The 14,807-nt window shown below is 43.3% G+C and carries 10 protein-coding genes; 5 read left to right on the top strand and 5 right to left on the bottom strand.

Going from position 1 to position 14,807, the window contains the following annotated elements:
* Positions 1 to 109: 109 nt before the first annotated feature.
* Positions 110 to 1,987 (top strand): sialate O-acetylesterase, encoded by a 1,878-nt coding sequence (locus U0R10_RS07910; protein ID WP_377983422.1) that lies wholly within the window; start codon positions 110 to 112, stop codon positions 1,985 to 1,987.
* Positions 1,988 to 2,014: 27 nt separating this feature from the next.
* Here the strand turns inward: U0R10_RS07910 and U0R10_RS07905 are convergent, their stop codons facing one another.
* The 3 genes from U0R10_RS07905 to U0R10_RS07895 all read right to left on the bottom strand — a co-directional run bounded on the left by U0R10_RS07905 (position 2,015) and on the right by U0R10_RS07895 (position 7,366).
* Positions 2,015 to 3,652: a carboxylesterase/lipase family protein gene (locus U0R10_RS07905; RefSeq protein WP_377983421.1), complete on the bottom strand. Its 1,638-nt coding sequence runs from the start codon at positions 3,650 to 3,652 to the stop codon at positions 2,015 to 2,017.
* Positions 3,653 to 3,663: 11 nt separating this feature from the next.
* Positions 3,664 to 6,399: a DUF7133 domain-containing protein gene (locus U0R10_RS07900; RefSeq protein ID WP_377983420.1), complete on the bottom strand. Its 2,736-nt coding sequence runs from the start codon at positions 6,397 to 6,399 to the stop codon at positions 3,664 to 3,666.
* Positions 6,400 to 6,520: 121 nt separating this feature from the next.
* Positions 6,521 to 7,366: a ChaN family lipoprotein gene (locus tag U0R10_RS07895; protein WP_377983419.1), complete on the bottom strand. Its 846-nt coding sequence runs from the start codon at positions 7,364 to 7,366 to the stop codon at positions 6,521 to 6,523.
* 83 nt (positions 7,367 to 7,449) lie between these two features.
* Here U0R10_RS07895 and U0R10_RS07890 point away from each other — a divergent pair, with 83 nt between their 5' ends.
* A complete protein-coding gene (locus U0R10_RS07890) occupies positions 7,450 to 8,643 on the top strand; it encodes a multidrug effflux MFS transporter (protein WP_377983418.1) in 1,194 nt (397 codons plus the stop codon).
* 257 nt (positions 8,644 to 8,900) lie between these two features.
* Here U0R10_RS07890 and U0R10_RS07885 read toward each other — a convergent pair whose 3' ends face one another.
* Positions 8,901 to 9,575 carry a TetR/AcrR family transcriptional regulator gene (locus tag U0R10_RS07885; protein ID WP_377983417.1) on the bottom strand — a complete coding sequence of 225 codons (675 nt, stop codon included), beginning with the start codon at positions 9,573 to 9,575 and terminating at the stop codon, positions 8,901 to 8,903.
* Between the two features lie 127 nt (positions 9,576 to 9,702).
* Between U0R10_RS07885 and U0R10_RS07880 the strand changes: the two genes are divergently transcribed.
* From U0R10_RS07880 to U0R10_RS07870, 3 genes are read left to right on the top strand one after another with little or no spacing between them, the layout of a single operon-like run.
* Positions 9,703 to 11,346, top strand: coding sequence for a peptidase domain-containing ABC transporter (locus tag U0R10_RS07880; protein ID WP_377983416.1), 1,644 nt, complete (start codon positions 9,703 to 9,705; stop codon positions 11,344 to 11,346).
* On the top strand, positions 11,333 to 12,646 hold the full coding sequence (locus tag U0R10_RS07875; protein ID WP_377983415.1) for an HlyD family secretion protein: 1,314 nt from the start codon (positions 11,333 to 11,335) through the stop codon (positions 12,644 to 12,646). Before U0R10_RS07880 ends, U0R10_RS07875 begins: the two co-directional genes overlap by 14 nt.
* A complete protein-coding gene (locus U0R10_RS07870) occupies positions 12,636 to 14,024 on the top strand; it encodes a TolC family protein (RefSeq protein WP_377983414.1) in 1,389 nt (462 codons plus the stop codon). The genes U0R10_RS07875 and U0R10_RS07870 overlap by 11 nt, the downstream gene beginning before the upstream one ends.
* On the opposite strand, the gene U0R10_RS07865 is transcribed toward U0R10_RS07870, so the two are convergent.
* The gene (locus U0R10_RS07865) at positions 14,021 to 14,785 is read right to left on the bottom strand and encodes a sterol desaturase family protein (RefSeq protein ID WP_377983413.1); all 765 of its coding nucleotides are present in this window, start codon (positions 14,783 to 14,785) and stop codon (positions 14,021 to 14,023) included. The genes U0R10_RS07870 and U0R10_RS07865 overlap by 4 nt on opposite strands.
* Positions 14,786 to 14,807: the final 22 nt, after the last annotated feature.

Genomic DNA, 14,807 nt, shown 5'->3' with positions numbered 1-14,807 from the left:
CGAAAGGGACTTCTTGCTTGAGCTTTGGCAATCCTTGGAGGTTTGCCAAAGCTAAGGGGAAAAAAGTACTTCAAGAGCATAAAAACTGATAAAATAACTACACATTCTGATGAAAAATTGGGCCCTATTCCTGCTACTTATTTTTGGACAAAATGCATTTGCCCAAATCAAACTCCCCTCTCTCGTTAGTAATGGTATGATTTTGCAGCGCGATCAAGCCACGACCCTATGGGGATGGGCAAGCCCGGATGAAAAAATTCGCGTCCAACTAGGCAAAAAAACAATCCGTACGCAAGCAGATGCTCAAGGTAATTGGCAAACGCAATTACCCGCATACCCCGCGGGGGGACCACATACCCTTAAGCTATCTGGCAAAAATGAAATCGTATTGGAAGATGTGCTATTTGGAGATGTTTGGTTATGCTCAGGGCAGTCCAACATGGTTTTGAATATGGAGCGGGTCAAAGAATTATATGCCGAGGAAATCAGGAAAGCTCAATATCCCCAGATTCGGAACTTTTTTATCCCCAATGCCATCTCCAAAGTAAACGTGCAAGCACAATTACCCGCGAGCAACTGGATTCCCGTGACTCCCGAAAACGTCTTAAAAATGGGCGCCGTGTCCTATTTCTTTGCCCGGGATTTATATGCCAAACACCAAGTGCCCATTGGCATTATCAATTCCAGCGTTGGCGGAACCCCCATCGAAGCCTGGATCAGCGAAGCCGGCCTAAAAGAATTCCCAGCCTATGTGAAGGATACCAGCAAAATCATCGCACAGCCTGCAGTGCAAAAAAAATCAGCAGACCGCGGACTTGCCGAAAAATGGGCCGACCCATCCTACCAACCCAAAGGATGGAAACGCTTTGCCATCCCCGGATATTGGGAAGACCAAGGATTAAAAGACTTAAACGGCGTTGTTTGGTTTAGACGCGAAATCGACATTCCAGCATCGCTAGCAGGTATGCCGGCCAATTTATTTTTAGGCCGAATCGTGGATGCAGACCAAGTATACGTCAATGGCGAACAAGTAGGAAATATCACCTACCAATATCCCCCGCGACGCTATACTGTGAAAACCGGACTCCTAAAAGCAGGAAAAAATCTCCTAGTTATTCGCGTAACAAACACGGCTGGGAAAGGCGGATTTGTTCCCGATAAACGCTATGAAATGCTGGTAGGTAACCAAACATTTGACCTACAAGGTGACTGGAATTATAAAGTAGGCGAAGTTTTCCCACCCCAATTTGCCCCCCCAGCTCCTAACCAATTTCCGCCAACTTCCCTTTACAATGCCATGATCGCACCTTTCACTTCCTATGGATTGAAAGGGATTGTTTGGTATCAAGGCGAATCCAATGCCGGAAAACCCGAGATCTACGAACGCCTTTTGCCAGCCTTAGCCAAAGACTGGAGAGCACAATTCAAGCAGCCCGAAATCCCCTTTTTATATGTACAGTTACCCGGTTTTCTAGATCGAAATTTTCTGCCATCCGAAAGTAATTGGGCTGTTTTGCGTGAAGGCCAACGAAAAAGTTTGACCATCCCCAAAAGTGGAATGGCAGTCACTTTGGATCTAGGCGAATGGAATGACATTCACCCGCTAACTAAAAAACCGATTGGAGAACGATTAGCCCTTGCCGCACGTAAATTAGCCTACGGAGAAAATATAATCTCGTCCGGCCCCATCTATGCCTCGCATACCATCGAAGGAAATCGCGTGAGAATTCAATTCAGCGAGAAGGGAAGTGGGCTAAGCATCAACAAGCAAGATGAAGATGAACTTACCTATTTTGCCATTGCCGGAAAAGATAAAAAATTCGTTTGGGCAAAAGCGATTATCGAGGGGGATAGCGTTGTCGTTTGGAGCGATGAAGTTTCCGAACCTTTGATGGTACGCTACGCATGGGCAGATAATCCTGAAGGGGCCAACCTAATTAACCGCGAGGGTCTGCCAGCTTCCCCTTTCCAAACAACAATTAAATAGCCCGGTATCTCCACCGGGCTATCCATCTTAACCTAATGCCTTCCGCGCCTGAGCGTCCGGATTATTGACTAGCGCACACTGATCATCTAAAATCATTGTCTCGCCATTAGCTTTGGTATACGGCTTCCAATTCGGCAAGCCTCCGCCGTTTGGATTTCCCGTTTTGACAAAATTCAAAAAGGACTTCGCCATTTTAGTTGACAAGGCCCGCGGACGTTTGCCTCCGCCGGTGTGTGTCAACATCAAGTCAGTATTGTAAAACCAAAAACAAATATCATCACAATGGAACGCGCGCATCCGGCCATCGAAAAGCGGTGGCTGCCAGCCGAACCAAGAAACATAAACAGGCGCTTTGCCTTGAGAAAATTTCGCATCCGCCGCGGCAATGGCACCCTTACGATTTGAATTAATCATCGCCCAAATTTCGACTGGTTTGGCATTCGGGAAATTCTGGTGGAATGCTTCTACAATAGCCACAGATTGATCTCCAAAACGGGGTTTGATTTTGTCAACTACCCCAGCGAGCGAAATCAATTCCAAACTCGCATCCGTCCGAGATGGACTAAACTCATGAAACGTCGTATTAATAATCAACGGTATGTCCGCCGAAAAGTGGTTTGGATCACTAAAAAACGGCTGGTCATTCATCGTCACCCCATCTGCAACCGGTGAAAAACCGCCACGTGCGATGCCCATTTTCTTAGCCTCCTCATTCATTTTTTCAACCGCCCGCGTCGTAATATCAATGTATTGACGCCAAGGGATTTGTTGGAGCTTCTCGATTTCCCCCGGTTTCAACCCGGCCTCCTCCATCACCTTTACGCCTAATTTCTCCGCATATTCTTTATTGACACCACCTAGCGAAGTTCCCGATAAGGCAACTGCTTTGTGAAACAAGCCTTTGGCAGCCGGCATATTCATAAGCGTCGTCACCTTTGCGCCACCACCCGATTGACCAATGATGGTCACATTACCTGCATCACCACCAAAGTGTGCGATGTTATTTTTCACCCATTCCAATGCCGCAACCATATCCAAATTGCCAACATTCCCAGAGGAAGGATGTCCTCCAGCAGCTTTTAGATGCGAGTAACCAAAGGGTCCTAGTCGGTGATTAATCGAAACAAAAACAACATTTCCCAAGCGAGAAATATTCTCCCCATGATACCCATCTTGCTCAATCGCATTTCCATTCGTAAATCCACCTCCATGTAACCAAACAATTACTGGACGTTTTACTGAATCTAGGGCTGGCGTCCACACATTTAAACGCAAGCAATCTTCTGAAACATCGTCATAATTCCAATGATCGACAAATGAGGCATACGCATTTGCATAACGCTTTTCCATGATTTGCGGAGCTGTATTTCCCCACCAAACGCAAGGTTTTACCTCAGACCAAGCCGCAGGTTTTTGCGGCGGCATAAACCGATTTTTACCACTCGTGTCTGCTCCATACGGAATCCCCAAAAACTGATTAATTCCACGCAAAATAAATCCGCGAACTTGACCGTATTCGGTTTGAGCCACGGCAATTTGATCCCCCACGAATAATACTTGGTCATCCGCGCTAGCGGCAACCGTGCTAGACATGTTTTTGCCTACGCTCAGCGATGCGGCACCCAGTCCCAAGGACTGAATAAAATTTCTGCGATTTGATTTCATACGATTATCTATTATTTAAGTCCATAAATTTTCACTTGGCGCATCGACCACGGAATTTCGTCTGCCACTTTCGTCAGACTCTCTCCTAATTTTAAGCGCAAATACTTCGTTTTGACTTGATCAAAACTCACCATATTATCTCCTTCTTTTCCCTTCCAATTCGCCACATGAGTGTTCCAATTAACCCCATCCACGGAAGTTTCCACATGCATAAGCCGCGGATACGTTGCGATCATGGTTGGCGCCACACCCGGCGTCGGCTTTGGTGGACGTTTGAAATTGGATGTTGATGTAAAATGGAATTCTGATAAGGTATAAGGCTGCGGAAATTCAATCTGATACCACATGTCTTTAGCTTGGGTAATACCCGTCGACCAGCCCTCGTAATTCGTCGCACTTCGTGGGGAGGCATTGCCACCCACACGTGTAGAAACGGTATTGCTTGCCGTAAATTTCCAAGCCGCATCCGCTGGGAATTCTTGCGGAACAACTTTCATCAAGGCTTCATATTTGTACATCGAGGCTTGTTTCGAAGTCTTCGCCCGAATCGCAGCAACTTGCTGAGCCGTCACAAACGACGCATCATTTGACAAGCCGTTACGGATATACGAAACGACATCAGCAATCCATTGATCCGACTGCTCTTTCATCGGTTGCATCATGCCTCCCGCATAATTTTTTCCATCTACTACGCCGTCCAAACCATGCAATAATACCCGCACCGCATATTCTGGATGTGACTGTATGCGGAAACTTCCTGCCAAAGCTGGAGCGAGTAATTTATTATTCCCCATCGATTTCCCCATACCATCATTGCCGTGGCATTGCGAGCAAAGTTCCGCGAAAACCAATTCGCCCCGTGCCAAAATTTCCTTCTGATCTTTACTCAATTCAGTCGCGTTAAACGGTCCATTTTGACGTGGTTTTGGAGGTGTGATGGTTTGGTCTCCCACCAGCTTCACCCCGCCCGTTGGATGCTTTTCTATACTCGCTTTCACATGTTCCGCTAGTTCGGGTACCTTCACAAACTTCGCAGAGAAGATGGCTTGCATCGCTACCTCAGGATCTGCTTCCAACATGCTTTTTTGATACGTAGCGGCAAACGACTTATCTCCTGCTTTGTACAATGTTTCGGAAGCTTTCAAAGCTTGGATTCGCATGCGTGGATTTGCATCTGAAACCAATTGTTGGACGGTCGGCGCTGTTAAAGCCCCCAGCCCCTCGAGCGTCCAAAGTGCATGAATTCGACCATTCATCGTCGACCCTTTCAATGCCATTTGCTTTAAAGCTGGTACGACCGATTTGTCTTTGCGCAAGACCAAAACCTGCTGCGCCATGTCCTGCCACCAGCCATTGGGGTGATTCAGATAGGTAACTAGCGTCGCGGATTTTTCATCGTACATGCGTACCGGTTTCTTATCGCGCTCTTGACCTTCATACGTAACGCGCCAAATTCGCCCGAGGCCCACCACTTTATCCAACTGATATTGATCGATTTTCAATCGCAAATAGGAGTCTTTTGGTGTCCATTGCCCTTCCTGAATAATCCCGTGGTACATATCCACAATATACATCGTCCCATCAGGCGCGGTAGCCATATCAACCGGACGGAATAAGGGATCGGTGGATTTTAAGAATTCTGTTTTTTGGTCTTGAAAGACGTTATGCAAAGTCGTCAATCCATCTTTCACTACGGGATTAATTTGACGAACGATACGAGCAACGGGCTCCCCATAAAATAGTTGGCCTCGCAACGAAGCCGGCAAACGATCACCTCGATAAATATCATTTCCAGCTGATCCGGTCACACGATTCAGTGAACCATCGGGCTGGCGAATTTCATCCATTCCACCTTGCATATCGGCTACTTTTACGGCAGCGCCCCAAGGCACTTCGAAGCCTTTGGCTAGCTCATTAGGCACATCATAATTTCCGTACTGAATTGGGAATTGGAAATGAGAAGGCACGCCTGAAGCACCACCTTGAAACCATAATTTTCCATTGTCATCTTGGGTGATTCCCCATTGCGCACGATTTGCTCCGGTCTTTTCGCGAATAATACCATTCGGCGTTTCACGAATACGGAAGGCATTTACGGTGCTGTAAAGCCAGTTGTCCATGCCATAAAACAAGAAGGCTTGTTGGTGCTCCACATTCCCCGACCGCCCATATTTCGTGGTAAATAGCTCTTTCTTGTCGGCCTTCCCATCTCCATTCGTATCCGTGTATTTGTAGATGTTATCGGTATCCGACTCCATGGTCAAAACGGCATCTTTCCCATACGGGAGTACGAAACGAGGGAAGATTAATTTGTCCACAAACGTCGTTCCGGTTTCATAAACGCCATCGTTGTTTTTATCTTCCCAACGCGAGATAACGCTGATGGGTTCGAGTTCGTTTTTGGAATCGGCGTCCAGCATGTACGAACGTAATTCCAATACATACATACGACCGTTTCCGTCAAAGACAATTTCTCCGGGTTGTTGGATCGCAGGCTCCGTCAGAACGGGTTGGATTTTATATCCGGGAGGCAGTTGGAAACGTTTGGCTTCTTCCTCAACTGATAATGGCTGAATCGGATTTTTCGGTGATAGGTCAATACCCTTCCAATTTTCATCGTTGGGATCTACGCCAGCAGGCAAGCGCAACGAATCAGCGGAGTTAATTGATGTATGATCAACATGAAAGGAGGTTAATAGGGACATCGACATGGTCCCGAGAAGACACCAGGTGGCTAATTTTTTCATGGAAATGTTTACTAGGTTTAGAATTACTGACAAGGAAATCAGAATTTCACTGAATAACAATAGGTTAGCATGAATAAGCAGGGCAGACCCGCCGAAAAATCAACGCTTTGTCAAAGGTATATTAATACGTTCCTGTCATATCTTCATCGACACAAATGATGTAGTCGGCCTTCAAAAAGTGCTCTGGAAGCAGTGAATCAATCTCTTTTTGCGTGACGGTAGCAATGGTGGCGATCTTGATATCGACTTTAGAGCGCTTCAAGTACCAGGAAATCCCTTCATGGAAATCCGAATGGTAGGAGCCATTGTAATGAATAAATAGTGTACCTGGAGTCCAGTTTGAGAAAATAAAATGAGCCATCGTCGCATCTTTCAAAGCTTGAGCTTTAGGCATATTGGGTGAGGTGTGTTCGCCCATCATGGTCAACATTTTTTGATAGCCGGGGAGATTTGCGTCATAGGCGATGGGCATAGGTGCCAACCAAGCTTTCTCTTCCGTGGGCAGATTCGATAAACTTTCAAAACCACCACGCGCGACCGAACTTGCATATTTTCGTGGGACATTGGTTGCGATGAAGGGGATATTTTTCTCTTTGGCAAAATTCACTAAAGGCGCATAATCGGTCTTATAATTTTTCCACAGCCGGGTCGATGAATCCAACCCTTTCGCTGTTATTTTACCTTGTACATAATTTGTTAAGGCTTGTTGGTTATCCTGTTCAAACATCTCTGCGCCAAGTACAATTTTTCGTTTTTCCGCGCAGGCTTGGGTTACTTCTAATTCCAGCCAATGACTAATGGGATTATTATGTAATTCACCAAAAAGCACGATGTCATGTTGGCCCAGCTGCCTGACCATTTTCGCATAAGACACCTTTTTCCCCTGTGCATTATATAAAACATACGCCGGCTTGTCTTGGGCTTGCAGGGCCATAGATAAGGCCAAAAATAGGATGAGTAATTTCATTCGAATGGGAATAGCTTTAGCTAAAGTAAGCATATTTCCAAACATTGGGCGTACCTTTGCGCTTTCAAAAATCGCCCCTCTACATGCTTACTTCTGCGAACCGGACAAAAATAATCTTAATACTAGGTATACTTTCGGCGATAGGACCGCTGTCCATCGACATGTATTTACCGGCATTTAAAAATATTGCGCATGCCTTAAACTGCTCGCAGGAGGAGATGGGCTATACCCTTTCGAGCTTCTTTTTTGGGATTTGTATGGGGCAGTTAATTAGCGGCCCGCTACTTGACCATTTTGGGCGTAAAAACGTATTGTACATCGGTCTTTCAGTGTATGTACTCAGCTCGATTGCTTGTGCATTTGCGTCAACGGTGGAAGCATTAACGATCTTTCGCTTGTTTCAAGCCTTAGGTGGTAGCGTGGGTATGGTCGCGCCTAACGCGGTGATTCGGGAAACATTTGAGGAAAAAGAGCGTCCAAAAATCATGTCCTTTATGATTTTAATTTTAGGCGTTTCTCCCATTCTGGCTCCTTCGCTTGGGAGTTTATTGTTGACATTAGCCAGTTGGAAAGCCATATTTCTTGTATTAGCAGGCATCTTATTGGTCATCATTTTCTTAATCAGATCGTGGTTGCCAGAAAAGATTAACCATGAGAAGAAGGGTCCATTTAGGATTGCGACCATTGCCAAATCGTATCGGGCACTTTTTAAAGAAAAGGAATATTTAGTTTTTGCATTTACGGGCGCGATCGGCGCAGGAAGTATTTTCACGTATGTTGGTGGCGCGCCTTTAACCTTCTTGACCTATTATGGTGTGAGTGAATCTACCTTTGGATTTTTGTTTGCCATCGTGGCATCCGGGATTATTTCGGCAAGCCAGTTGAACCGTGTAGTACTTAAAAAGTATAGCAGTTTGCAGGTGTTACGCGTGACCTTACCCACCCAATTCGCATTAGGTCTTTTGTTGTCGATTTTAGCCAAATTCGAATGGCTCACCATGGAGCTAAACATCTTCCTTTTATTTTTAATTATGGGTTGCCAAGGGTTCAATTTCCCAAACGTAGCGACCTTGGCCTTACGCCCATTCCATAAAGGTGCAGGTACGGCATCGGCGATGTTGGGTTCCATCCAAATGGCTTGGGGAGCGGTTTGTTCCATACTCGTGGGACTTTTGTTTGACGGCACACCATTCACGATGGCGGTTATAATTTTTGGTTGCGCTGCACTGGCGAATACGATACTGTTTGGTGTGGGGAGAAGGATTATTCAACCATAGACATTAGAGGTTAGAGGTAAGAGGTAAGAGGTAAGAAGTGAGGGATAAAAAACGACTGACGACTAGTGACTAGCGACTGAACTCTACATTCCCCCATTCATCTATAAAATCTACCGTTAAGTAGAAAAATGAATGCGTTTAAACGAACTCATTGTACTTTTGAGGTTCAATATATTTGAGTCCGCCTAGAGACTTTTAGAAATATGTTGAGTGATAAATAAGATAAAAAAAACGACCTATTAGGTCGTTTTTTTTTGCTAATGAGCCAGCGCTTTAAAGACTAAATCTTTTAAATACTGCTCCACGAACGTGATTGGATCTCCTGACTTCACGTCTGTCAATTTTGGTAAGTGGGCGGAAAAGAATAATTGAGAGTGAGCTGTCTCGATCAGTGTAGTACTTAACGAATGTGGGAACAAATAGGCGGGGTGATACGCTTTTATCAATTCCGATACGCGCGAACACAAATCTTTATAGGGCTTAAATACCTCATTTTTGTTTATTTCATTCACCTCTTTGATTAGGTAAACCTTGCTGCTTTCTGAAATCACAATTTGATGCAAGACATTCCTGTTGTAATCTGGAAGTCCCGGTAGCTCAGGCAACTCGCGGGTAAACAATTCAACGAGCCGCTCAATTTTTGCCCCTAAATCTTGGATTGGATCCAACTGCACCACAACTAAATACTCCATGTAAGACCAATACCAATTTAAAATATAGAGTAGCAAACGGTGCTTATTCGTAAAATACCGATAGATTGACGCCTCGGTCGTATTCATTTCATGCGCCAATTTTTTAAACGTAAAATGCTCAAATCCCAGCTTATGAATTAATTCGATTGCGTGCTTCACAATCTGTTTGCCAAGTTCCGTGCCCTCCGGATCTCGCAAATAGATGTTTTCATTCCCTTTAAAATTCAACGAATAATCCACAATTTCTTGCTTTTGTATAAAAAATTAACGCGATACGAACACTTTTAAAAACAAATTTAAATGTTATGTGTAATAGTAATACTATAATTACAAAAAGTACATATTTTTGTCCGACTAATACATAACCATGACACCATCCAATCCGTTAAATCGAATTGCCCAACTTGTCAAATTGCATAAAAAGGAGGTTGTTTCTATTTACCTCTTCTCGATGTTAAGTGGTCTCATCAACTTAAGTTTGCCTTTAGGCGTCCAAACGATCATTGGCCTCGTTATGGGTGCCACCATGGTCAGCTCCATCTATGTCCTTATTTTCTTTGTCGTATTGGGTGTCTTTTTAGTAGGCCTACTACAACTCAACCAGATGAAGATTATCGAAACGATACAACAACGCGTCTTCGCAAGTTATGCCTACACCTTTGCGGACACCATCCCCCGCATGGATTTGAAAAAAATGGATCACTATTTCATTCCAGAAAAAGTGAATCGGTTTTTCGATACGGTTAATATCCAAAAGGGATTTGCCAAATTATTGTTAGACATCCCCATTGCCTCAGTGCAAATTGTTTTTGGCATTCTATTACTAGCCTTATATCACCCACTGTTTATCATTTTAGGCATTTTTCTGATCATTCTGCTATTCCTCATTTTTAACATGACAAGCAGAAGAGGAATTGCGACCAGTATCCAAGAATCAAATTACAAATACGAAGTAGTAGGTTTTTTCAATGAAATTGGAAGAACCCTGAAGTCCTTTAAATTTAGTCAAGGTTCCGACTTGAATTTAGAAAAAACAAACGCCCACACACGCGGGTATTTGGAAGCGCGAACGCAACATTTTCACGTCTTATTGTTTCAATATAAAACATTGATTTTCTTCAAGGTTAGTTTGACCGTGCTCATGTTGACATTGGGTACCTACTTATTAATCGAACAACAATTAAACATTGGCGAATTTATTGCTGCCGAAATCGTTATCTTAATGGTCATCGGCGCAGTAGAAAAGCTCATCACAAGTTTAGATAGTGCATACGATGTGATCACAGGTCTAGAGAAAATTGCCAGTGTGACAGAAAGCCCATTGGAACATTCAGGAACGATGGACTTGAATACCAACAAAGGCTTAGAGATTCAATTGGCCGATTTCAGTTTCTCTTTCGACGATGATAAAAAAGTGCTGGATTCGATTAACCTACAGCTATTGCCAGGACAAAAAATAAGTATCACCGGTCCAGAAGGTTCAGGCAAGTCGATGTTATTGCGAATCCTAACGGGTAATTACCAAGACTTTCATGGAAGTTTTCAAATTAACCACTTCCCCATTCACAACTACAGCCTAAAAAGCCTTCGCAAACATACAGGCATACTACTTCACGGTCAAGAGATATTTGGCGGTAGTCTTTGGGAGAACATTAGCTTAGGCCAAAAAGAAATTACCGGTGAAGTGATTCTCCAGAAAGCAAATGAACTCGGATTTGATGATTTATTAAATCATTTCCCTTCGGGATTTGAGACCATTATTGAACCTATTGGCAAGAAAACACCACAAACGATTGTTCGGAAAATACTCTTACTCCGTGCGCTATGTGGGAATAAAAAACTACTTCTACTCGAGGAACCTTGGGCAGGATTAGAAAGCCAAAATAAGGAAACGATTAAAAAATACCTTTTGAATTTACCTGCTGACACGACGATCGTTGTCGTTTCAGATGATGCCGATTTTAACCGATTGACAGACCAACAAATTAACATGCGCCATGGAAAAATTTAATGCGTTTGACCACATCTACCAAGAAAGGAAGAGCACAGAGATTAAGCCTTGGCTTGTTTCGCTGCTGATCATTACGCTTTTGCTCATTTTTTTACCTTGGACTCAAAATATCCGTAGCAAAGGAAATATTACCAGTATTTACCAAGAACAAAAACCGCAAAAAATTTATAGCCCCATTGCTGGAAAAATTAGCAAATGGTGGGTGCGCGAAGGTGATACGGTACGCGCAGGGGACACGCTCGCTAAAATCACCGAGATTAAAGGAGAATATCTAGATCCAAACCTGATCTCGCGAACGCAACAACAGCTTACCGCGAAAGAGGGTTCGCTTAGATTTTACGAGCAAAAAGTACAAGCAACGAACGATCAAATTCAAAACCTGAAACGCTCATTAACGTTGAAGCAAAATCAGGTTGACAATAAAATCAAGCAATTGCAACAAAAAATTACGGGTGAAAGAGCCGAGCTAGAGGCGGCACAGAATGATTATAACCTTTCCAAGGACCAATTCGAACGTAATCAAAAAATGTATCGCGAAGGTTTGATATCGCAAACACAGTACCAACAACGCAATGTCGCGATGCAAAATTCGTTAGCGAAAAAGACAACGGCAGAGAATAAAGTAAATCAAACCTTGCAAGACATAGCGAACGCTCAAATTGAACTTCGGGGTGTCGATCAAGAGTACAGTGAGAAAATCAATAAAGCTGATGGAGAACGATTCCAAAGCTTAAGTGAAGTCGAAAGCAATAAAGGAGACATTGCAAAACTTGAAAATCTCGTGACAAATTACACCATCCGGAATGGGATGTACTTCATCATTGCCCCGCAATCAGGACAAATTATCAAAGCAACGAAATCCGGTTTAGGTGAAATTATTAAGGAGGGCGAAGATTTATTAACCATCGTTCCCGATAATAACAATGTGGCTGTCGAGATTTTTGTGCGCCCCGTGGATCTACCACTTATCCATGCTGGGGAAGAAGTTCGCTTAATTTTCGATGGGTATCCCGTGATCTTATTCGCGGGTGGTTGGCCCAATCAGAGTTTTGGTACCTTCCCAGGTAAAATTCGTGCCGTAGAAAATACCATTAATGATGAAGGTCTTTTCCGGGTTATTGTGGAAGAAGATTTCAAGGGAAAAAGATGGCCAAAGCAACTGCGCATCGGTTCAGGTGCACAAGGAATTGCCCTATTAAACGATGTGCCGGTATGGTATGAATTATGGCGAAATATCAACGGATTCCCACCTGATTACTACCGAGGAAAACCAGCAAAAAAGGATAAGAATGAAAAATAAAGCCTTGCTTTTACTGCTGATTTTTAACGTAAGTTTTGGCCAGCAAAAAACGTTGAGCTCCACCGAGTATTGGCAAATTGTTCAAAATTTTCATCCGATCGTTAAGCAAACTTTGATTGAAATTAAACAATCAAATGCCTCCCTGACGATTGCGCGTGGTGCTTTTGATCCAATTTTGGAACATTATAGTACGCAAAAAACATTGGATGGAAAAAATTACATCGATTACCATGCGCCATCCCTAAGCATTCCTACCTGGTACGGCATCGAGTTCAATGCGGGTATAGAAAATATTAGAGGTTCGCGGCTTGATATAAGCCAAACGCAAGGTCAAACAAGTTACCTCGGCATTCAAATTCCATTAGCCAAAAACCTATTAATGGACAAGCGGAGAGCCGTTCTTCAGCAAGCCAAAATTTTGCAAAAAATGGCCATTCAAGATCAGCGCACCGAGCTGAATAAGTTATTGTTGGATGCCATGGAAAGCTATATTTCTTGGGTTAGAAGCTACCAAGCATTTCAGCTGGTGCAAGCTAATTACATCAATGCGTCCAAGCGTTTAGAATTTGTTAAAAAGAGTGTTGAGTTTGGTGACCGTCCAGCCATTGATACCCTAGAAGCATTGACTCAAAAACAAACGTTTGAGAATATGTTGACCGGCAAAGTGTTAGACGTAGCCAAAGCGCGCATCGGTCTATCTGCCTACCTTTGGAATGCCGATAACAATCCGGTAGATCTAGCTGAAGATGTAATTCCTACGCCAAACGATGAAGTTAATTTACTCGCAAATGCCGACCTGAATCTTCAAAGTCTGATTGAGAAGGCGATGCAAAATCATCCGGAGTTAAATAACTACCGGAATAAATTAGCCGTATTGGGTATTGAGAAGAAGTTGAAGTTCCAAAGTTTACTACCTAAACTTGACCTAAGCTATAACCATTTGTCGAGAGGCGGCCCATCGCTATATGGTGCTTCATTCTTAGAAAATAATTATAAGTATGGGGTTAAATTTGAATTGCCATTGCGACTTTCAGAGGGGCGCGGTGCCTATCAAGCGACCAAGTTAAAAATCGAAAATGAGCAACTTAATTTGAATCAAAAACAGGTTCAAATTGAGATCAAAATTCGTAATTACTTCAACGAATTCGAAGCCTTACAAAAACAAATTCGGACGCAGCAATCTGCCTACACTAATTTTCAATCGCTTGTTAAAGCAGAGGAACAACGATTTGATAATGGAGAATCTTCCTTATTTTTAATCAATAGTCGGGAAATGAAATCCCTTGAGGCAGCAGAAAAGTTGGTGGACCTAAAAGCCTACCTACAAAAAACGACCTTTGCCATGCAGGCGAGTGCCGGTATATTATACGAAAACTAGACTTTTCGGCTTTTCACTAGATCAAACGCATCATCGTAATCTGTGCGTAAAGTTCCCATCACGCGGTCCCAAAACAGGGTATATAATCCGTAATTCCCCTTGAAATATTTGTGATGCTGGTTGTGCGCAACAGAGGTATTCACCCAGCGACCGATGGCCGTCCGACTGAATCCTTTTGGATAAAGTTCCCATCCCAAATGCCCATAAATGTTGTACACGATTGAAAAGAAGAAAAAAATCGGCACATGAGACACATGCATGGGTAAAGTAAAATAAAAAATCAAGATGATTCCATTTTCTAAAATCGCCTCCAACGGGTGAAAAGCATACGCCGCCCAAGGTGATGGATTCGTCGATTTATGGTGGACTAAATGAAACCATTTGAATAACGATGGATGATGCATGATCCGATGTATCCAATAAAAATATGTGTCATGCATGACAAACATAATCGGGAAAGCCAATAAATAATAAGCCCATCCAAAATCAGCGATATCTTTGTAAATCGTCGTGAATGGCCTGACCGCTGGGTCAAAAACTACGGCCGTGACAATTACAGCAAATATCACCATACTAGAAAAGGAGTAAATTACCTCCCGCAAATAGTCTTTGGAAGCAGGGAAAGATAGCTGGATTTTTAAGCGAGCAATGCGTGGCCGAAGTATATAATAAAAGAGCAAGAAAATAAATCCGGCCACGATAAAATAGCGGATGCTTACTTTGCTAAATATTTCAACAAACTTATCAGCTGAGAAAAACATGCGAGCAATTTACGATTAAAAT

This window comes from Aquirufa avitistagni (assembly GCF_042715545.1).
GTDB lineage: Bacteria > Bacteroidota > Bacteroidia > Cytophagales > Spirosomataceae > Aquirufa > Aquirufa avitistagni.
This window is presented reverse-complemented; position numbering and strand designations above follow the sequence as displayed.